Annotated in this window: 15 protein-coding genes; 12 read left to right on the top strand and 3 right to left on the bottom strand. The window is 72.9% G+C overall.

Going from position 1 to position 18,930, the window contains the following annotated elements:
- The first annotated feature begins 82 nt into the window (after positions 1-82).
- The 5 genes from AMOR_RS12415 to AMOR_RS12395 are packed head-to-tail and all read left to right on the top strand — an operon-like array spanning position 83 to position 7,018.
- Complete coding sequence (locus tag AMOR_RS12415) at positions 83-2,161, top strand: chemotaxis protein CheA (RefSeq protein ID WP_248361505.1); 2,079 nt, start codon at positions 83-85, stop codon at positions 2,159-2,161.
- Positions 2,158-2,760 carry a chemotaxis protein CheC gene (locus tag AMOR_RS12410; protein WP_248361503.1) on the top strand — a complete coding sequence of 201 codons (603 nt, stop codon included), beginning with the start codon at positions 2,158-2,160 and terminating at the stop codon, positions 2,758-2,760. The genes AMOR_RS12415 and AMOR_RS12410 overlap by 4 nt, the downstream gene beginning before the upstream one ends.
- Positions 2,761-2,772: 12 nt before the next feature.
- The gene (gene larB / locus AMOR_RS12405) at positions 2,773-3,516 is read left to right on the top strand and encodes a nickel pincer cofactor biosynthesis protein LarB (RefSeq protein ID WP_248361501.1); all 744 of its coding nucleotides are present in this window, start codon (positions 2,773-2,775) and stop codon (positions 3,514-3,516) included.
- Positions 3,517-3,528: 12 nt separating this feature from the next.
- Positions 3,529-4,968 carry a nickel pincer cofactor biosynthesis protein LarC gene (gene larC / locus AMOR_RS12400; RefSeq protein WP_248361499.1) on the top strand — a complete coding sequence of 480 codons (1,440 nt, stop codon included), beginning with the start codon at positions 3,529-3,531 and terminating at the stop codon, positions 4,966-4,968.
- A 43-nt stretch (positions 4,969-5,011) separates the two neighbouring features.
- Complete coding sequence (locus AMOR_RS12395) at positions 5,012-7,018, top strand: two-component system sensor histidine kinase NtrB (protein WP_248361497.1); 2,007 nt, start codon at positions 5,012-5,014, stop codon at positions 7,016-7,018.
- Positions 7,019-7,312: 294 nt separating this feature from the next.
- Here the strand turns inward: AMOR_RS12395 and AMOR_RS12390 are convergent, their stop codons facing one another.
- Positions 7,313-8,986 carry a hypothetical protein gene (locus AMOR_RS12390; protein ID WP_248361495.1) on the bottom strand — a complete coding sequence of 558 codons (1,674 nt, stop codon included), beginning with the start codon at positions 8,984-8,986 and terminating at the stop codon, positions 7,313-7,315.
- Between the two features lie 317 nt (positions 8,987-9,303).
- On the opposite strand from AMOR_RS12390, the gene AMOR_RS12385 reads away from it, so the two are divergent.
- The 6 genes from AMOR_RS12385 to AMOR_RS12360 all read left to right on the top strand — a co-directional run bounded on the left by AMOR_RS12385 (position 9,304) and on the right by AMOR_RS12360 (position 15,088).
- Positions 9,304-9,984: a MotA/TolQ/ExbB proton channel family protein gene (locus AMOR_RS12385; protein WP_248361493.1), complete on the top strand. Its 681-nt coding sequence runs from the start codon at positions 9,304-9,306 to the stop codon at positions 9,982-9,984.
- A gap of 83 nt (positions 9,985-10,067) precedes the next feature.
- On the top strand, positions 10,068-10,553 hold the full coding sequence (locus AMOR_RS12380) for an ExbD/TolR family protein (RefSeq protein WP_248361491.1): 486 nt from the start codon (positions 10,068-10,070) through the stop codon (positions 10,551-10,553).
- Between the two features lie 9 nt (positions 10,554-10,562).
- Positions 10,563-11,144 (top strand): ExbD/TolR family protein, encoded by a 582-nt coding sequence (locus AMOR_RS12375; RefSeq protein ID WP_248361489.1) that lies wholly within the window; start codon positions 10,563-10,565, stop codon positions 11,142-11,144.
- Positions 11,145-11,333: 189 nt separating this feature from the next.
- Entirely contained in the window at positions 11,334-13,766 is a 2,433-nt protein-coding gene (locus AMOR_RS12370) for a sodium-translocating pyrophosphatase (RefSeq protein WP_248361487.1), read from the top strand.
- Positions 13,767-13,854: 88 nt separating this feature from the next.
- Positions 13,855-14,463: an LON peptidase substrate-binding domain-containing protein gene (locus AMOR_RS12365; RefSeq protein ID WP_248361485.1), complete on the top strand. Its 609-nt coding sequence runs from the start codon at positions 13,855-13,857 to the stop codon at positions 14,461-14,463.
- Between the two features lie 151 nt (positions 14,464-14,614).
- Complete coding sequence (locus tag AMOR_RS12360) at positions 14,615-15,088, top strand: four helix bundle protein (RefSeq protein WP_248361484.1); 474 nt, start codon at positions 14,615-14,617, stop codon at positions 15,086-15,088.
- Positions 15,089-15,125: 37 nt separating this feature from the next.
- Here AMOR_RS12360 and AMOR_RS12355 read toward each other — a convergent pair whose 3' ends face one another.
- Complete coding sequence (locus AMOR_RS12355) at positions 15,126-16,433, bottom strand: UDP-glucose dehydrogenase family protein (RefSeq protein WP_248361481.1); 1,308 nt, start codon at positions 16,431-16,433, stop codon at positions 15,126-15,128.
- Positions 16,434-16,555: 122 nt separating this feature from the next.
- Positions 16,556-17,479 (bottom strand): nucleotidyltransferase family protein, encoded by a 924-nt coding sequence (locus AMOR_RS12350; protein WP_248361479.1) that lies wholly within the window; start codon positions 17,477-17,479, stop codon positions 16,556-16,558.
- Positions 17,480-17,667: 188 nt separating this feature from the next.
- Between AMOR_RS12350 and AMOR_RS12345 the strand changes: the two genes are divergently transcribed.
- Positions 17,668-18,927 carry a baeRF10 domain-containing protein gene (locus AMOR_RS12345; protein WP_248361477.1) on the top strand — a complete coding sequence of 420 codons (1,260 nt, stop codon included), beginning with the start codon at positions 17,668-17,670 and terminating at the stop codon, positions 18,925-18,927.
- The last annotated feature ends 3 nt before the right edge of the window (positions 18,928-18,930 follow it).

The raw sequence follows: 18,930 nt of genomic DNA, 5'->3' as shown, positions 1-18,930 counted from the left end.
CCTTCGACAGGCTGAGGGGAAGGGCGACCGCCCTTCGTGGTTCGACGGGCTCACCCCGAACGGAGAGGAGCGAGAGGCGAGCGTGGATCTCTCCAGGTACCTCTCGCTGTTCGTCGCCGAGGCCGGCGAGCACCTCGCCGGCTACGGGCGCGACCTCGTCCAGCTCGAGCAGGCGGTCCGGGACGGCCGCGCCGCGCAGGCCACCATCGACAGCCTGTTCCGCCACGCGCACAGCGTGAAGGGGATGTCGGCCTCGATGCAGCTCGAGGGGATCAGCGCCCTCGCCCACAAGGCGGAGGACCTGGTCGACGTCTTCCGGAAGGACCCGTCCCGGCTCGACGGCGAGGCGGTGGACGTGCTCCTCGCCGCGGGCGACGCGCTGCAGGTGATGGTGCAGGCCGCGGCGCGAGGCGAGAAGCCGGACGCGGAGCCCGCGCTCGTCGAGCGGCTCGTCGCCGCCGCGCGGCGGACGCGGGAAGAGCGGGCGGCGACGCCGGGCGCGGCCGAGCCCACCTCGGACGGCGCCCCTCGGCTCCGCGCCCGCTCCGCGGGCGCCACGCTCAGGGCGGCCGGGGAAGCTGCGCCCGAGCCGGTGTCCGGTACGCAAAGGGCGAACGTGGAGACGCCGGCCGCGGCCGCGCCGCCTCCCGGCCCGGTCGACGCGGGCCCGCGCACGCCGCGGCGCGTGTCGATCGACGTCGAGATCGCCGCGAGCTGCCCGGTGCCCGCGGTCCGCGCCTTCCTGGTGGTGAAGAAGCTCGCCGCCCTGGGCGCGGTGGCCCGGAGCGCGCCGTCCGTCGACGAGCTCAAGGCGGGCCGGATCCCCGGGAAGAAGCTGCAGGTGCTCCTCGACACCGCCGAGACGCTCCAGGCCATCGAGAAGGCGCTCGGGCAGATCTCGGACCTCGGGGGCGTGCTCCTGAAGGAGGCCGAGCCGGAGCGGCCCGGCGCAGCCGCGCCCGGCGCGCCGGCGGCGCCCGCCGCGAAGGAGGCCGCCGAGCCCGCGCGCACGGTGCGGGTGAAGACCGAGATCCTGGACGGGTTCCTCGACGCGGTGGGCGAGCTCATCCTCGCCACGGCGCGCATCCGCGAGATCGGCAAGGCGATCCCGGCCGCGAGCCGCCCGCACCTCGACGAGGGCGTGGACCGGCTCTCCGCCATCGTGAAGGACCTGCACGACAAGGTGATGGCGGTCCGGATGACGCCGCTCGCGCTCGTGACCGAGGGGCTCCCCCGCGCCGCGCGCGACCTCGCCCGCAGGGTGGGCAAGCAGGTGGAGGTGGAGATCCGCGGCGCGGAGATCGAGATCGATCGCGCGATCCTGGAGGAGCTCTCGGATCCCCTCCTCCACGTCCTCAGGAACGCCATCGACCACGGCGTGGAGGCGCCCCACCTCCGGCTCCTCGCCGGGAAGCCCGCCACCGCCCGGGTGATCCTCCAGGCGCGGCGCGAGCGGGACCGGGTGATCCTCGAGCTCTCCGACGACGGGAAGGGCATGGACCCCGTCCGGCTCAAGGCCGCCGCGGTCGCGCGCGGTGCGATCTCGGCGGACCAGGCCGCGGCGCTCTCCGACCGCGAGGCCCTCCTCCTCTGCTGCCTCCCGGGCGTGTCCACCGCCGAGGCCGTCACCGACGTCTCCGGGCGCGGCGTCGGCATGGACGCGGTGAAGCGCACGGTCGAGGGGCTCGGCGGCACGCTCGAGATCGAGAGCGCGCCCGGCGCCGGGAGCCGGTTCACGTTCTGGCTGCCCCTCACGGTGGCGGTGCAGCCGGTCCTCCTCGTCCGGGTCGGCGAGGAGGTGCTCGGGCTGCCCATCGCGAAGGTGCACGGTGCGGCGCAGGTGGAGGTCTCTCGCCTCGACCGGAGCCAGGGCGGCCCGGTGCTGCTCTACGACGGCGAGCTCGTGCCGGTGCACGACCTCACCCGCCTGCTCGGGTTCCCGGACGCGCCGCCGCGGGACGACCGCGCCGTGGTGGTCGCGGAGGGCGGCGAGGCCGGCCGGATCGGCCTCGCGGTCGACGCGCTCCTCGGCCAGCAGGAGGCGGTGCTGAAGCCGCTCGGGAGCCCGCTCGAGGAGGTGCCCGGCCTCTCCGCCGTGACGGTGCTCGGGAACGGCCGCCCGGTGTTCATCCTCGACGTGCAGAGGCTCCTCGCCGCATGAACCCCGGCTCGTTCGGCCCGCGCGAGGTGGACGCGCTCCAGGAGCTCGCGAGCGTCGGCTGCGGCCAGGCCTTGACCGCGCTCGGGAAGCTCGCCGGTCGGCGCATCGACATGGACGTGCCGGAGGTCTGGGTGGGCGCGGAGGCGGGCGCGATCGCCGCGTTCCTCGGCGGCCTCGGTCAGGACCTCGTGGCGGTGGGCGTGAAGCTCGAGGGCGCGCTCGAGGGCGATCTCCTCCTCGCCCTGCCGGAGCGGGACGCCGAGGGCCTCGCGGCGGTGCTCGGGTTCCCGGTGGGCGGCTCGTGGGCCGGCATGGCCGAGAGCGCGCTCCTCGAGTCCGGGAACATCGTCGGGAGCGCGTTCGTGTCCGCGGTGGCGGCGCTCGTCGGCGAGCGGCTGCTCCTGTCGGTGCCCACGTTCGCCCGCGGCTCGGGGAAGGAGTGCGTGGAGCGGCTCGTCGCCCACGCGGGGTCGATCGCGCTCGCGACCCGCTTCACCTGCGCGGCGCAGGCCGGCGGCCCCGCCCTCGAGGGGCTCATCCTCGTCATGCCAGAGCCGGCGCGCGTCGCGGAAGTGCTCAAGCGGCTGGATCTGCGCTAAGTACGTCCCCGCATGGACGAGAAGACCCTGCGCCGGCTCCTCGGCCGCGTGAAGGCGGGCGACGCCTCGCTCGACGACGCCATCGAGGCGCTCAAGGCCGCGCCCTTCGAGCGGCTCGGCGACATGGCCACCGTGGACACCCACCGCACGCTGCGGGTCGGGATGCCCGAGGTCGTGCTCGCGGAGTCGAAGACCGCCGCGCAGGTCGCGGCGATCGCGCGGAAGCTCGCGGGACACGGGCCGCTCCTCGTGACCCGCCTCGCGCCGGACAAGGCCGGCCCGGCGCGCCGCGCGGTGCGCGGGAGCGTCTACGACCCGGTCTCGCGGACGCTGCGGAAGGGCCGGATGAACCTCCCGGCGAGGGGGCCGGTCGCGATCTGCTGCGCCGGGACCTCGGACATCCCGGTCTGCGAGGAGGCGGCGGTCACGCTCGACGTGATGGGCGTCGAGGTGGTGCGGGTCTACGACGTGGGCGTGGCCGGCATCCACCGGCTCCTCGCGCGCCGGCACGACCTCGCCACGGCGCGCGCGGTCATCGTGGCGGCGGGGATGGAGGGGGCGCTCCCGTCGGTGGTGGGCGGGCTCGTGGGGCGCCCGGTGATCGGGGTTCCGACCTCGGTCGGCTACGGCGCCTCGCTCGGCGGGCTCGCGCCGCTCTTCACGATGCTGAACTCGTGCGCGCCGAACGTGACGGTGGTGAACGTGGACAACGGGTTCGGCGCCGCGTTCGTGGCGGGGCTCATCGCGCGGGAGTAGACCGGGAGAGACATGGCGGCCCCACTCCTCGTCCTCGAGCCGGTCGGCGGGATCGCCGGCGACATGTTCATGGCGGCCGCGCTCGATCTCGGCGTCGACCGCGCCGCGCTCGTCGCCGCGCTCGAGACCCTGCGCGTCCCCGGCTGGCGCCTCGAGACGACGGCGAAGACCGAGCACGGGATCCGCGGCACGCACGTCGACGTGGTGGTCTCGGGCGAGCAGCCGCACGCCCGCGGCCTCGCCGAGATCCTCGCGCTCGTCGACGGGAGCGGGCTCCCGCCGCGGGCGAAGGCGGTGGCGCGGGCGATCTTCGAGCGGATCGGGCGCGCCGAGGCGAAGGTCCACGGGATCCCGGTCGCGGAGGTGCACTTCCACGAGGTCGGCGCGGTGGACTCGATCGTCGACGTGTGCGGCGCGGCGGTGGTGCTCGAGCTGCTCGGCTGGCCGCGGGTGGTCGCGGCGCCTCCCGAGCTCGGCCGCGGGATGGTGCGCACCGCGCACGGCGTGATGCCGGTCCCGCCGCCCGCGGTCCTCGAGCTGCTCGCCGGGAAGCCGGTGCGGCCCGGCGGCCCGCCCGGCGAGGCGGTGACGCCGACGGGCGCCGCGCTGCTCGCGGAGCTCGCGCAGCTCGGGCCGCTCCCGCCCTTCGTGCCGGGGCGGATCGGCTACGGCGTCGGGACGGTGGCGTGGCCGGACCGGCCGAACGTGCTCCGGATGACGCTCGGCGAGGAGGTCGCGGCCAGCGCGCCCTTCGACTCCGGCCCTGCTGCGCAGGGCCTACGCTCAGGGCGACCGGGAAGTGAAGCCGTTCGCCCTGAGGGCAGCGGCGGCGAGGCGGGCCCGGAGTCGAAGGGCTCAGGGCGACCGGGAAGTGAAGCCGTTCGCCCTGAGGGCAGCGGCGGCGAGGCGGGCCCGGAGTCGAAGGGCTCAGGGCGACCGGAAGGTGAAGCCGTTCGCCCTGAGCGTAGCGGCCGCGAAGCGGCCGCGGAGTCGAAGGGCGAGCCGCAGGACGCGGAGACCCTCTGGGTCCTCGAGGCGAACCTCGACGACTGCCCCGGCCAGCTCGTCGCGCGCGCGATCGAGGCCGCGCTGGAGGCGGGTGCGCTCGACGCGTGGGCGGCGCCCGTCACGATGAAGAAGGGGCGCCCCGGGATCCTGCTCGGCGCGCTCTGCGACGAGGCAGGGCGCGGCGCCGTCACCTCGGCGCTGTTCGGGGAGACGACCACGCTGGGCGTCCGGCGCCACGCGGTGCTCCGCGACGTGCTCGACCGCCGCCTCGTCGAGGTCGAGACGGCGTACGGCGTCGTCCGCGTGAAGGTCGCCTCGCAGGGGGGCCGCGAGCTAGGGGCGCACCCGGAGTACGAGGACTGCCTCGCGCGCGCCCGGGAGCGGGGCGTGGCGGTGCGCGAGGTGATGGCGGCCGCGCTCGCTGCCCACCGCGCGGGCCGGTGACGCCCGCGCCCGTGCTAGAGTGCGCGGCGCAGGGGGCTCGCACGTGGGACGGAGCACCACCAGGAAGGCGCCGTCGCGCGGCGGCAGGCGCCCGGCCGCCGGGAAGACGCCGAAGCAGCCGAAGCGGGCCGTGAGCCCGCGCCGGCGCGCCCCGGTGGCGATCTCGCGGGCGGGCGTCGCCGCGCCGACCCCCGAGGATCTCTGGGCGGCGTTCCAGGCGGCGCCCTTCGCGACCTTCGTCCTCGCCGACGGCCTGGTCCTCGCCGCGAGCGACGCGTTCCACCACGCGCTCGGCCTCGCGCCCGGCTCCGCGCCGGCGCAGCGGCTCGACGCGCTGCTCCCGCCCGACGAGGGCCAGCTCCCCACCCCGCGCCCGGGCGGCACGCGGACCTACCGCACCCGCGTCGGCGGCGTCCCCGCCCGCGTGGACCTGAGCGCCGCGACCGCGCCGCGCGCCGACGGCAGCACGCTCGTCTCGGGCGTCCTCACGGTCGTGCTGGACGCGGCCGACACCGCCGCGGAGCGGGCGCTGCTCGACCTGTCCCGCGCCCTCGCGGACGCGCGCTCCGAGGACGAGGTGACGGCCGCGCTCTCCCGCGCGCTCGAGCTGCTCTTCCCGGGGCGCGCGTTCTCGATCCGGCTCGTCGATCCGCGCACGCTCTCGCTCACGACCTTCTACGGCCGCGGCCGGCTCCGCGCGGGCGCGACCCGGCGGCTCGCCCTTAGGCGCGAGGCGGCCGAGCGCGCCGGGCTCGACCCGGGCGCGCTGCAGGAGGGCGGCGCGACGCTGGTCGCGATGGACGAGCCGCTCTTCGAGGGCTGCCAGCGCGCCCTCGTCGAGCCGCTCGCGGTCTCCGGCGAGCTGTTCGGCCTCGTCGGCCTCGAGTACGCGGTGGGCGAGCCGGGCGACCGCGCGTCGGACGCGCCGCTGCTCCTGCAGGTCGCGACTCACGCCGCGCTCGGCGTCCGGAACCTCCGCTCCGTCGAGGAGACGACCCGGCTCAAGACCGAGCTCGAGCACCTCGTCGAGCACGCGAACGCCCTCATCCTCGCGGTGGACCGCGACCGCCGCGTCACCATCTGGAACGCGGCGCTCGGCCGGCTCACCGAGTGGCGGCGGACCGACATGCTCGGCCGCGACGCGCTCCTCGCCCTCGATCCGGACGACCGCGCCCGGGCGCGGGACGCCATCGACCGCGCGCTCGCCGGCGAGACGGTGGACGGCGTGGAGGTCCGGCTCCTGCGGCGCGCGGGCGGCGAGGCCCGCGTCGCGGTGAACCTCGCGCCGCGGCTCGGCGCGGCCGGCGAGGTGGAGGGCGTGGTCGCGATCGGCCAGGACCTCACCCTCCTCCGCACGCTCCAGGCCGCCGCCGAGCACGCCGAGCGGCTCGCCGCCATCGGGCGGCTCGTGGCGGGCGTGGTGCACGAGCTCAACAACCCGCTCACCGCCGTCACGATGTACTCGGACGCGCTCGTCGAGCGGCTCGCCGCGCGGGGCCACGACGCCGCCGACGTGGAGAAGCTCCGGGCCATCAAGGACGCCGGGCTGCGGATCCAGCGGCTCGCGCGCGACCTCGTGACCTACGCGCGCCCCACCGGGGCGCGGACCGAGCCGGTCGACCTCGCGCAGGTGCTGGACGAGGCGCTCCGGATGGCGAAGCCCGCGCTGAAGGAGTCCGGCGCGGTGGTCGAGCGCGAGGGGGTCGCGGTGCCGCCCGTCGAGGCGAACCGGCCGAGCCTGGTGCAGGTGGTCCTCGCGCTCCTCACCAACGCCACGCAGGCGCTCCCCCCGGGCGGGACGATCCGCGTCCGGCTCGGGCACGACGGGGCGCAGGCCACGATCGCCGTCGAGGACACCGGCAGCGGGATGACGCCCGAGATCGCGGCACGCGCGTTCGAGCCGTTCTTCACGACGCGCCCCGGGATCGGGATCGGGCTCGGGCTGCCGATCGTCTCCGGGATCGTCCAGCGGCACGGCGGGACGGTCGCGCTGGAGAGCGCGCCGGGCACGGGGACGAAGGTCGTCGTGCGGCTGCCGGTGAAGAGCTGATCGTCGTCGCGTCGGACGATCGGTTCGTCAGAGGCCCGGGGCACGGGGCCCGGCCACGGGACACGGGTCCGGTAACGGCAACGGTAACGGCACACGCGCATCTCGCGTAATGCCCGTTCCCGTTTACGTTTACGTTACCGTTTCCGCTCATTCGTTCCCGTGTCCCGCCTCCCGTGTCCCGCTCTAGTGCACGCTCGGTGCACGGGAAACGGGACACGGGACACGGGTCACGGAGAACGGGATCGACAACGGAAACGGTGAACGGCAACGGCAACGGCAACGGCAGCCTGCCGTTCACGCCTGCAGCGACAGCACCGCGTACCCGCGGAAGCTCGGGAGCACCGTCGAGATCGAGTAGCCCGATGGGTTCATCGGGATGCGGAGGTCCTGACCATCGGCGGAGACGAAGCGGCCGCGGCGGACGCCGCCCGCGACGTGCATGCCGAGGAACAGCGTGGTGCCCTGCGCCTTCTCCGCGCCGAGGGCGACGAGGTGGGCGTCGAGGGTGTCGCCGCTCCGGTGCAGCACGACGAGCAGCGGCGAGCGGCCCGCGACGCCGGCGGCGCGGCGCCCCTTCCCGAGGAGCGCGGCGAGCGCCTTCGACAGGCGCTCCGCGTCGGGCGGCGCCGGGGTGCCCTGCTCCGGCGAGAGCGGCGGCAGGACCGCGAGCAGGCCCGCGCCGACCTTCACGCCGCCGGGCTTGCCGTTCGGCAGGAACGTGCCCGCCGGCCGGCCCGCCTCGTCGACGTGGGCGGGCTCGCCGAACGCGAGCACCGGCGCGCCGCCCTCGATCCTGCGGCGGACCTCCTTCATCTCGAGCCACGAGAGCGCGCCCGCGTCGGCGAGCACGAGCGCGGCCTCCGGCGGCGCGTCGGAGAGCCGCGTCACCACCGGCGCCTGGACGTGCAGGGCCGCGAGCGCGTCGCCGGCGCGCTCGACCGCGAGCCGGTGGCGCCCGCCGGTCCAGAGGTCCGCCTCGGCGGAGTAGAGGATCGCGCACTCCGCGACGGGGTTGCCGAGGGCCGGGGAGCGGCCGGCGCGCTGCGCGAGCTGCCGTGCGAGCCGGCGCACGCTCGCCACCTCGGCGCCGGCCTCACCGGCGGGCTCGAGGCCGGAGATCTCGATCCCGCAGGTCGCGACCACCGCGGCGAACCGGGAGAGCGCGGCGGGCGTGGCCGCCCCCGGCGCGGGGGCGATGGCGATGGGGCGCCGCCCCGCCGCGGCCCGGAGCAGCCGGGCGAGCCCGACGCCGGTCGCGGTCGCCGGGACGGGGGCCGGGAAGACCGCCGCGTCGACGAGGCGTGCGGCGCGGAGCTGGGCGGGCCCGATCGCCTCGAACTGGGCGATCACCTCGAAGGGCTTCGCCGCGGCCCGGGAGGCGTCGCGCGCCGCGCGGGCGTAGCCCCGCACGGCCCGGTCGAGCATCTCGTTCCGCACGCGCCAGAAGTCGCGGCCGAACGGGAGCTGATCGAACGAGACCGCGCCCGAGGCGGAGGCGACCGCCTCGCGCGCGAGCGCGAGGTAGTCGATGGGCTGGAAGTGATCCCCGTACTCCCGCTCGAGGTGGCGGGCGAGCGCTCGCTGGCAGTCGGTGCAGAAGCCGGCGCCGAGGAGCCCGAGGGCGAGCGGCGCGTCGGGGCGATCCAGGCAGACCCCGGCGAAGCCGGCGGCGAGGGCGGCCCGGGCGAGCTCGCCGACCCGCGCGCGCTGGCGCTCGGAGGAGAGGCATGCGCGCGGCGGCCCGGAGAGGCCCGACGGCGTGCCGTCCGCGGCGCGGCAGGCCTCGGACGCGGTGGCGGCGCGGCCCGCGGGCAGGTCCGCCAGGGCACGGTTCACGAGGGGTGCGGGGAGCGGCTCCGCGGGCGGAGCGAGGAGCGGCTCCGCCGCGAGGGCCTCGGCGGCGCGGGCCGACTCCTCCGGCAGCGCGCCCGGAGCGAGTCGGTACGGTGCGAAGGCGGCGTCGAGCATCGGCGTGTGCGGGGATGTCGGCCCCGCGGCGACGGTCCCGCCTGCGGCGGGGCTGCGCTCGGGGCGAATGGATGGGGAGGAGGGTACGACGACGCTCGCGGACGGGCAATTGCCACCCCGGATGTCCAGATCCACGATCGATCGGATGCGGCGCGCCCGCGCGCTCTCACCGAGGGTGGGAGTCCCGGGGTGCGCGGAGCGCATACCCCGACGCGTTGACGCCCTCGAAAACCCCGTGATAGGGGAACGAGGTCCCGAGCAAGCGCCTTGACCGAGGGACGACGCGCGCGCACCCACTCCGGAGGAAGACCAAGGCCATGGGCGAAACGTTCGGAGCGATCGTGAAGCACTACCACGAGGGGGGATGGATGATGCACGCCATCTTCGCCTCGCTCGTGGTCGTCATCGGGCTCGTCATCGACCGGACGATCGCGCTCTACTTCCAGGCCTCGGTGAACAAGGAAGCGTTCCTGAAGGGCCTGAAGGAGCACATCTACCGGGGCGATCTCGATCGCGCGATCAGCTTCTGCGCCTCGCAGAAGAAGACGCCGCTCGTCTCGGTGATCAAGGCCGGCCTCATCAACGTGCCGAAGGGCGAGGCCGACGTGCAGGCCGCGATGGACGAGGCGACGCTCCGCGAGTCGCCGAGGATCGAGAAGCGCACCGGCTACCTCGCGATGCTCGGCAACGTCGCGACGCTGCTCGGGCTCCTCGGCACCATCATCGGCCTCATCAGCGCGTTCGGCGCCGTCGCCGACGCGCCGCCCGCCGAGAAGGCTCGCATCCTCGCCTCGTCGATCTCCGAGGCCATGAACTGCACCGCGTTCGGCCTCCTCACCGCGATCCCCGCGCTCGTCGCGTACTCGGTGCTGCAGGGCCGCTCCCAGCACATGCTCGACGAGATCAACGAGACGAGCGTCTCCGTGCTGAACCTCATCGTCGCGAACAAGGACAAGATGAAGCTTCCGGCGTCGGTCGGCGCCGAGGAGCAGGGCTAGTCGCCGCGCACGATCGCCCTCCGGCACCGGCGCGCTCGCGCGCCGGCGACCGGGGCGAACTCTTCTCGGGAAGGAGGTAACCGATGGGCGGCGGCGCGATGCCCGAGCAGGGCGGAGGCGGCAAGAGGAAGAAATCGCTCGACGCGGTGATCAACGTCGTGCCCGCGATCGACCTCCTCTCCTGCCTCATCACCTTCCTCCTCTACACGGCGGTCTGGACGCAGATCTCGCGACTGCAGGTGCAGCAGTTCGGCTCGGGCGCGCCCGAGCCGCAGCCGACCGAGCAGCAGAAGCAGATGATCGTCACGCTCGCGATCGGCGAGCGCGGCATGAACCTCACCACCACCTCCGGCCTCGCGTTCGAGATCCCGCTCGACCGGACCGCCGGCGCCGTGAAGCAGGACTACAGGTCCCTCTCGGAGCGGCTGAAGCAGCTCCGCGCCGACTACCCGGAGACCGCGGCCATCACGGTCTCGGCGGAGGACACGGTGCCTTACGGCGATCTGGTCGAGGTGATCGACACCTGCATCGGGCAGGGGCTCACCGCCGTGTCCGTGTCCGGAGCCTAGAGGCGAGACATGCCCATCGTCACGCCCGGCAAGCGCCCCGCGAAGCGGTTCCTGAAGTCGAAGATCATCGGCGGCAAGATCTCCCGCGGCCGCAAGGCGACCAACGCGGAGATCAACGTCATCCCGATGGTCGACATGATGACGATGCTCGTCATCTTCCTCCTGCAGCAGTACTCGTCCACGGGCGAGGTGCTGTACATGCAGAAGGACATCAAGCTCCCCGACGCGCACCACGGCCAGACCATCGAGGTCGCGCCGGTCGTGGCGATCAGCGGCTCGGAGATCGTGGTGACCGGCGTGAAGGTGGCAGACGTCCCGGACCTCGATCGCGATTCGGGCTACCTGAACATCCCGGGGCTCGAGGAGCGGCTCCGCGACGAGAAGAAGCGGTGGGAGTACCTCCACCAGCAGGACCCCGAGAAGAAGTGGGATGGGCAGGTGAACATCCAGGCGGACAAGGGCGTGCCCTTCCGAATCGTGAAGCGGGTGATGTACTCGTGCGGCGTCGCCGGGTACTTCAGCCTGAACTTCGCCGCGCTCGATCTCGGCAGCGCCGCCGCCGCCCCCGACAAGGCCCCCGGAGCGGGGTAGCGCCACCCCGTTCCGCCCCCTCGGCCGCGGGGCCGGGGTTGTGGCCGGAGGTCCGGCGTCCACTTGCCAAAAGTCCTGGCAGACCGGTAGTATCCGCCGACCCAGCCGTCCAGCGGCCGGCGCAACTTCGCCCAACGCGCGGCTTTTTCCCGGTTTCTCCGATCCTCAGTTGGAGGGGCAGTCCCTGCCATGAACCTGACCAGCATCCTCTCGTCCCTCGCGCTCGCGGCGGGTGGACACGGCGGCGAGGCGAACCTCGTCCTGCCCGACCTCCGCTCCCAGCAGTTCCTGGGGATGAGCGGCCACAACCTGCTCCTCGTCGGCATCCTCGTGTCGATCGCCGGCCTCGTCTTCGGGCTCGTGGTCGCGAACCAGCTCAAGAACCTCGCCGTGCACCGGTCGATGCGCGAGATCTCCGAGCTGATCTACGAGACCGCCAAGACGTACCTGGTCACGCAGGGCAAGTTCATCGCGATCCTCTGGGCCTTCATCGCGGTGATCATCGTCGCCTACTTCGGCTTCCTCACCACCGGCCCGGACGGCGCCCGCGGCCTCGGCGCCGCCCGCGTGGTCCTGATCCTGGTGATGAGCCTCGTCGGCATCCTCGGCTCGTCGGGCGTCGCCTGGTTCGGCATCCGCGTGAACACCTACGCGAACAGCCGCGCCGCCTTCGCCTCCCTCGGCGGCAAGCCGTTCCCGACCTACGCGATCCCGCTCAAGGCCGGCATGTCGATCGGCACGATGCTCATCAGCGTCGAGCTGCTCATCATGCTCTGCATCCTCCTCTTCATCCCCGTCGACCTCGCCGGCCCGTGCTTCATCGGGTTCGCGATCGGCGAGTCCCTCGGCGCGTCCGCGCTCCGCATCGCCGGCGGCATCTTCACGAAGATCGCCGACATCGGCTCGGACCTGATGAAGATCGTCTTCAAGATCAAGGAGGACGACGCCCGGAACCCCGGCGTGATCGCCGACTGCACCGGCGACAACGCGGGCGACTCGGTCGGCCCCTCCGCGGACGGCTTCGAGACCTACGGCGTGACCGGCGTCGCGCTCATCTCCTTCATCCTGCTCGCGGTCTCGAGCGGGGCGACGCAGGTGAAGCTCCTCGTCTGGATCTTCGCGATGCGCATCATGATGGTCATCGCGTCGGTGGTCTCCTACTGGATCAACGAGGCCCTCGCATCCGCCAAGTACAAGGACGCGGACTCGATGAACTTCGAGGCGCCGCTCACGTTCCTCGTGTGGCTCACCTCGATCGTCTCGGTGGTCCTCACCTTCGTCGTCTCGAGAGCGCTCATCGGCGACCTCGGCGACGGCACGATGTGGTGGAAGCTCTCCGCCATCATCACCTGCGGCACGCTCGCCGGCGCGATCATCCCCGAGGTGGTCAAGGTCTTCACCTCGACTTCCTCCGGTCACGTGCGCGAGGTCGTCACCGCGTCGAAGGAGGGCGGCGCCTCGCTGAACGTGCTCGCCGGCCTCACGGCGGGTAACTTCTCCGCGTTCTGGATGGGCCTCGTCATCATCGCGCTCATGGGCGCCGCGTACGGCGTCTCCACGACCGGCCTCGAGAGCCTGATGCAGGCGCCGGCGGTGTTCGCCTTCGGCCTCGTCGCCTTCGGCTTCCTCGGCATGGGCCCGGTCACCATCGCGGTCGACTCCTACGGCCCGGTGACCGACAACGCGCAGTCGGTCTACGAGCTCTCGCTCATCGAGAACGTCCCGAACGTGAAGGCCGAGGTGAAGAAGGACTTCGGCTTCGACCTCAACTTCGACAAGGCCAAGCACTTCCTCGAGGAGAACGACGGCGCCGGCAACACCTTCAAGGCGACGGCGAAGCCGGTGCTCATCGGCACCGCGGTGGTCGGCGCGACCACGATGATCTTCTCGATCATCTTCGTCCTCACGAACGGCCTCTCGGCTCACATCGAGAAGCTCTCGATCATGAACCCGATGTTCCTGCTCGGCCTCATCATGGGCGGCAGCATCATCTACTGGTTCTCGGGCGCCTCCACGCAGGCGGTCTCCACCGGCGCCTACCGCGCGGTCGAGTTCATCAAGCAGAACATCCGCCTCGAGGGCGTCGAGAAGGCGAGCGTCGAGGACTCGAAGAAGGTCGTCGAGATCTGCACGCAGTACGCGCAGAAGGGCATGTTCAACATCTTCCTCGTGGTGTTCTTCGCCACTCTGTCCTTCGCGTTCGTCGACGAGTTCTTCTTCATCGGCTACCTGATCTCGATCGCGATCTTCGGCCTCTTCCAGGCGATCTTCATGGCGAACGCCGGCGGCGCCTGGGACAACGCGAAGAAGGTCGTCGAGGTGGAGCTCAAGGCGAAGGGCACCGACCTGCACGCCGCCACCGTCGTCGGCGACACCGTGGGCGACCCCTTCAAGGACACCTCGTCCGTCGCGATGAACCCCATCATCAAGTTCACGACGCTCTTCGGCCTCCTCGCCGTCGAGGTCGCGATCCAGATGGAGGGGACGCCGCGCATGATGCTCGCGGGGCTGTTCCTCCTCGTCGCGCTCGTCTTCGTCTACCGCTCCTTCTACAAGATGCGGATCGAGTCGGGCGTGAAGGCCACCCAGGCCGCGACGTCGGCGTCCCCGGCGACGCACTGACATGTGCGCGGAGCGCATCGCTCCGCCGACCCCGAGGGCGGCGCTAGAGAAGGCGTGCGCCGCCCTCAAGGTGTTTCCCCTCCACGGCGTGGCCGTCCTCCCCGGGACGCCCACGCCGTTTCACGTCTTCGAGCCGCGCTACCGCGCGCTGGTCGAGGACGCGCTCCGCGGGGACCGGGTGCTGGCGGTGCCCGGCCTCGTGTCGAAGGAGGGGGCGCACCAGCTCCACCCGCCGCTCCTCCCCGTCGCCGGCGCCTGTCTCATCGAGAAGGACGAGCGCTACGAGGACGGCCGCTTCGACATCGTGGTGCGAGGCATCGCCCGCGTGCGCCTGCACGAGGAGCTCGCTGCGGTGCACCCGTACCGCGAGTTCCGCGCGGAGATCCTCGAGGACGTCTGGCCTGCCGGAGGTCCCGACCGCCTGCAGCCGGAGCTCGAGTCGCTTCGCCAGCTCGTGTATCAGCTCGCGCAGCGGCTCCCGTCGGAGTCCGGAGCGCCCGCGCTCGCGGAGGCGGTGGCGCAGATGAGGGATCCGTCCCAGATCGCGGACCTCGTCGCGGCGGCCGCGGTCAGCGAGCCGGAGGCGAGGCAGAAGGTGCTGGAGCAGCTCGACGTCGCGCGCAGGCTCGAGATGGTGCTCGAGGAAGTCGCGGGCGTCGTGCTGGTGCTGTCGAAGGGGCAGAATCCGCGGGCGTAGGGACGGATCGGCAGGACGGTGGGACCGTTCCCGTTGCCGTTCTCCGTTTCCGTTACCGCCCCCCGTTCCCCGTGACCCGCCTCCCGTGTCCCGTGGCCCGCCCCCGTTCCCGAGCTGGTCGCGGGCCCGTCTCCTGCAACGCCTCTTGCTCATGGCGAGCGAACCGGAAGCGTTCCTCGAGCACGAGCGCCTGGACGTCTACCGCGCTGCACTCGAGTTCGTACCGCTGGCGCTTTCGCTCGTCCCGCGACAGGGTGAGCGTGCCGTCCTCGACCAGCTGGAGCGAGCAAGTCAGAGCATCGTCCTGAACATCGCGGAGGGCGCGGGACGACACGCCAGCGGCGACAAACGCCGCTGCTACGAGATCGCGAAGGGAAGCGCGCTCGAGTGCGCTGCGATACTCGATGTCCTCCGCGTGCGAGGGCTCGGGACGCCGGAGAGACACGCGGTTGCCCGGCGTCTGATCGTCCGGATCGCACAGATGCTGAACGGCTTATGCGGCGCGCGCGACCGCGGCGGTCGCGGCGCGGCTGGCCGGCCGAACGGCGGACGTCCCCGGTCGGGCGCGGGACAGGGGACACGGGAGGCGGGTCACGGAAACGGGGACGGAAACGGAGAACGGTAACGGAGAACGGTAACGGACTCGATCCCCGACCGAACCCCTACTCCCCGTTCCTACCCACCCCGTAGTACGTGAACCCCGCCGCCCGGCACTTCTCCGCGTCCCACACGTTCCGCCCGTCGATCAGCACCGGCTGGCGCATGATCCCCTTCAGCCTCGCCAGGTCCGGCTGCCGGAACTCGTTCCACTCCGTCACGAGCAGGAGCGCGTCCGCGCCCTCCGCCGCCGCGTAGGGCTCCTCCGCGAGCTCGACGCCGCGCCCGTGGAAGAGCTTCGCCGCGACCTCGCGGGCGACCGGATCGTGGGCCCGGACCTTCGCGCCGTTCCCGAGGAGGCCCTCGACGACCGTGATCGCCGGCGCCTCGCGCATGTCGTCGGTCTTCGGCTTGAACGCGAGGCCCCAGACCGCGAGGGTCTTCCCCGCGAGCGATCCGAAGTGGCGGGCCGCCTTCTCGACGAGCCAGCGCTTCTGGCGCTCGTTCACGCGCTCCACCGAGCGGAGCAGGTCGAAGTCGAGCCCGACGTGGCGGGCCATCGTCATCACGGCCCGGACGTCCTTCGGGAAGCAGGAGCCGCCGAAGCCGACGCCGGGGAAGAGGAACGGGTGGCCGATCCGTCTGTCCGAGCCGATGCCCCGGCGGACCATGTCCACGTCGGCGCCGAGCTTCTCGCAGAGCGCCGCCATCTCGTTCATGAACGAGATGCGGGTCGCGAGCATCGCGTTCGCCGCGTACTTCGTGAGCTCGGCCGAGCGGATGTCCATGAACAGCACCGGCTGCTCGGCGCGGACGAACGGCGCGTACAGCTCGGCCATGACGGCGCGGGCGTGCTCGGAGGCGACGCCCACCACCACGCGGTCGGGCCGCATGAAGTCGTCGATCGCCGCCCCTTCCTTCAGGAACTCGGGGTTGGAGCAGACGTCGAAGGGGTGCTTCGCGGTGTCCTTCAGGACCGCCGCGACCCTCTCCGCGCTCCCCACCGGCACGGTGGACTTGTCCACCACCACGCAGGCGCGGGTCATGTGCCGGCCGATGTCCGCGGCGGCGGCGAGCACGTACTGGAGATCCGCGTCGCCGTTCTCGCCGGGGGGCGTGCCGACCGCGATGAACGCGACCTCGGCGTCCTTCATCGCTTCCGCGTACGAGGTCGTGAAGAGGAGCCGCTTCTCCTTCACGTTCCGGTGGACCAGCTCCTCGAGCCCCGGCTCGTAGATCGGGACCCCGCCCGCGTTGAGGAGCGCGATCTTCGCGGGATCGATGTCGAGGCAGGTGACCCTGTGGCCCGACTCGGCGAAGCAGGTGCCGGTGACGAGGCCGACGTAGCCGGTTCCGACGACGGTGATGTTCACGTGGAATGCCCCCGGAAAGGACTGGGGAATCTAGCACAGGGGCGGGCGCTGGATCACCTGCACCCCTGCGCCGCTCGCCTGCGCAGGGGCGGGCGCGACGGGCGGCCCGCCGCGCGCGCCCGCTACGGCGCGACCACCGCCCGCGCCGCCGCGTCCACGCCGCGCAGGTGACGGAGCTTGGCGGGATCGCGCCCCGCGTCGACCACCCGGTCCACCGCGACGCGCTCGGCGAAGCCGAGCTCGGGCGAGAGCGCCGCCGCAGGCTCCGCGACCTCGGGATAGAAGTGCGCGAGGAGCGCCATGGCGCCGTGGAGCGCGCGCGAGAGCCCGAGCGCCGACGCGCGCGCCTTCACGTACGCCGCGTCGAGCGGCTCGCCTACGAGCTCGCGGAGATCCACGAACGTGATGAGCGGCGCGAAGAGCCCGAGCTGCGCCTGCTCCGCCACGGTCGAGAGCACCGCGTCCTCCGGCGACGGCCGGGCGGCCAGGGGGCCGAACGCGCGGTAGGAACGCGCCCGCTCGAACAGGGGCGCGTCCGCCGGCCCGCCGCTCCAGAGCCCCTCCTGCGCGGACAGCGCGATCTTCCCGTCGGTGAACACCGCCACGCGGCCGCCGTGCTCGGTCCGGTCGAGCGTGAGCGCCGGCTTCACCGCGGCGGCGAAGCGCGCGCCGTCCTCGGCGCGGAGCGCGAAGCGGACGTCGCCGACGGGCCGCCACGCGGCGTGCGGGTAGAGCCAGTCCACGTACGCGGCCGCGTCGAGGAGCACGACCGGAACCTCGCCGGCGAGCTTGAGCGCGCCCCGGAGCGTCACGAGCTTCATCACCGTGTCGTTCACCACGCCCTGGTAGTACCCGAGCAGCTTCTCGCGGAAGGACGCGGGGAGGCCGTAGCCGAGGCGCGTGTGCTCCACCTGGTACGAGGCGAGCGGGGCGAGCCCGTGCGCGACGAGGACGTCCGCGAGGAGGTCGAGGTCGGCCCCCGGCGCGGGGAGCGCCGTCGGGGGCGTGAACGAGGTCAGGGCGCGGACGGCGTCGAGGAGGGCCAAGGCGCACGCGATGTAACCCACCGGGCGCCCGGCGGCAATGGCGCGCCCCGCTCCCGGGCTACCCCGCGCGGACGTGGCGCCGGGCACCACCGGAGGGAAGGGCCGGTGGTAGAGGGACCGGCCGGGCCTCCGCGGCGGCCCCGTGTGCAGGGTTTTCGGAGCAAGGCCACGCACCAAAGGAGCGAATAATGACCCAGCTCGACGGGACGCTGTCGGAGCTCGCGAAGCTCAGGAGCGGCAGCGAGCCGATCGTGAGCCTCTATCTCGACACGCGATGGAGCGACGAGCACCAGCGGGAACGCGTCCGTCTGTTCGTGCAGGAGAAGATCCGGAAGACGCTCGGTCACTACGCCGACGGAACCCCGGGGAAGGAGGGCCTCGAGCGCACCCTGCGGAAGATCCAGGACTTCGTGTCCGGCCTCACCGGCCAGGTCTACGAGAAGGAGAAGAGCGGGCTCGCCCTGTTCGCGTGCGAGTCGAGCGGGCTGTGGCGGACGTTGTTCTTCGCGCGCCCGTTCCGGCCCGAGCTCTGCACCGACGGGTTCCCCCACCTCACGCAGCTCGCGCGCCTCGCCGACGACTTCGAGCCAGCCATCGTGGTCGCGCCGAGCCAGGCGGGCGCGGACATCTTCCACGTCTCGCTCGGCGACCTCGCGCTCGAGTCGCACCTCCGCGGCTTCGTCCCGCGGCAGGAGGAGGACCAGTTCAACTCCGGCTCGGGGAGGCCCGGGCAGCACTACTACGAGCGGCAGTCGAAGGACGAGCGGCACCAGGAGGCGTTCGTCCAGAAGAACCGGAAGGCGGCCGTGCAGGAGGTGCAGGCGGTCTTCGACCACAACCCCGGGTGCCACCTGGTCCTCGTCGGGCCGAGCGAGACGGTCGCGGCGTTCGAGCGCGAGCTGCCGGAGCGGCTTCGGGAGCAGGTGATCGCGCGGATCCCGCGGCCGCGGCAGTGGGACAACGGTGACGGCGTGCGCGCGGACGGGGTGGTCGCCGGCGCCGCGGAGGCGGTGGCCGACCACGAGAAGCAGAAGGAGCAGCAGGTGATCGACGCGGTCGTCGGGCAGTCGCTCCGCGGCGGCCTCGCGGTGATGGGCCCGGACGACGTGGTGGAGGCGCTCAATCAGGGCCGCGTTCACAAGCTCGTGCTCGAGGAGGACTTCACGCTCACCGGCTGGCGCTGCGACAACTGCGACGCGATCGGCGCCAACGCGGAGACGCAGGAGGTCTGCCCGTACTGCCGCGGCGACCTGAAGGTCCTGCAGCACCTCGGCGAGGCGATGGTGACGCGAGCGCTCGCCGAGGGCGCGGAGGTGGAGATCGTCGCGCACGCGAACAAGCTCCACAGCTACCGGAGCGTCGGCGCGTTCCTCCGGCAGACGGCGCAGACCGGCCTCCGCGGCGCGAGCCAGCCGTGGCCGAGCGCGCCGGGGGCGAGCCAGTCGTGAAGT

The organism is Anaeromyxobacter oryzae, assembly GCF_023169945.1.
Lineage (GTDB): Bacteria > Myxococcota > Myxococcia > Myxococcales > Anaeromyxobacteraceae > Anaeromyxobacter > Anaeromyxobacter oryzae.
This window is presented reverse-complemented; position numbering and strand designations above follow the sequence as displayed.

What these genes read in the sequence shown, in the direction of transcription:
- AMOR_RS12360 (WP_248361484.1), top strand. Translation starts at nt 14,615, where the DNA reads ATGGCGAGCGAACCGGAAGCGTTCCTCGAGCACGAGCGCCTGGACGTC.
- larC (WP_248361499.1), top strand. Translation starts at nt 3,529, where the DNA reads ATGGCGGCCCCACTCCTCGTCCTCGAGCCGGTCGGCGGGATCGCCGGC.
- AMOR_RS12345 (WP_248361477.1), top strand. Translation starts at nt 17,668, where the DNA reads ATGACCCAGCTCGACGGGACGCTGTCGGAGCTCGCGAAGCTCAGGAGC.
- AMOR_RS12385 (WP_248361493.1), top strand. Translation starts at nt 9,304, where the DNA reads ATGGGCGAAACGTTCGGAGCGATCGTGAAGCACTACCACGAGGGGGGA.
- AMOR_RS12410 (WP_248361503.1), top strand. Translation starts at nt 2,158, where the DNA reads ATGAACCCCGGCTCGTTCGGCCCGCGCGAGGTGGACGCGCTCCAGGAG.
- AMOR_RS12390 (WP_248361495.1), bottom strand. Translation starts at nt 8,986, where the DNA reads ATGCTCGACGCCGCCTTCGCACCGTACCGACTCGCTCCGGGCGCGCTG.
- larB (WP_248361501.1), top strand. Translation starts at nt 2,773, where the DNA reads ATGGACGAGAAGACCCTGCGCCGGCTCCTCGGCCGCGTGAAGGCGGGC.
- AMOR_RS12370 (WP_248361487.1), top strand. Translation starts at nt 11,334, where the DNA reads ATGAACCTGACCAGCATCCTCTCGTCCCTCGCGCTCGCGGCGGGTGGA.
- AMOR_RS12380 (WP_248361491.1), top strand. Translation starts at nt 10,068, where the DNA reads ATGGGCGGCGGCGCGATGCCCGAGCAGGGCGGAGGCGGCAAGAGGAAG.
- AMOR_RS12375 (WP_248361489.1), top strand. Translation starts at nt 10,563, where the DNA reads ATGCCCATCGTCACGCCCGGCAAGCGCCCCGCGAAGCGGTTCCTGAAG.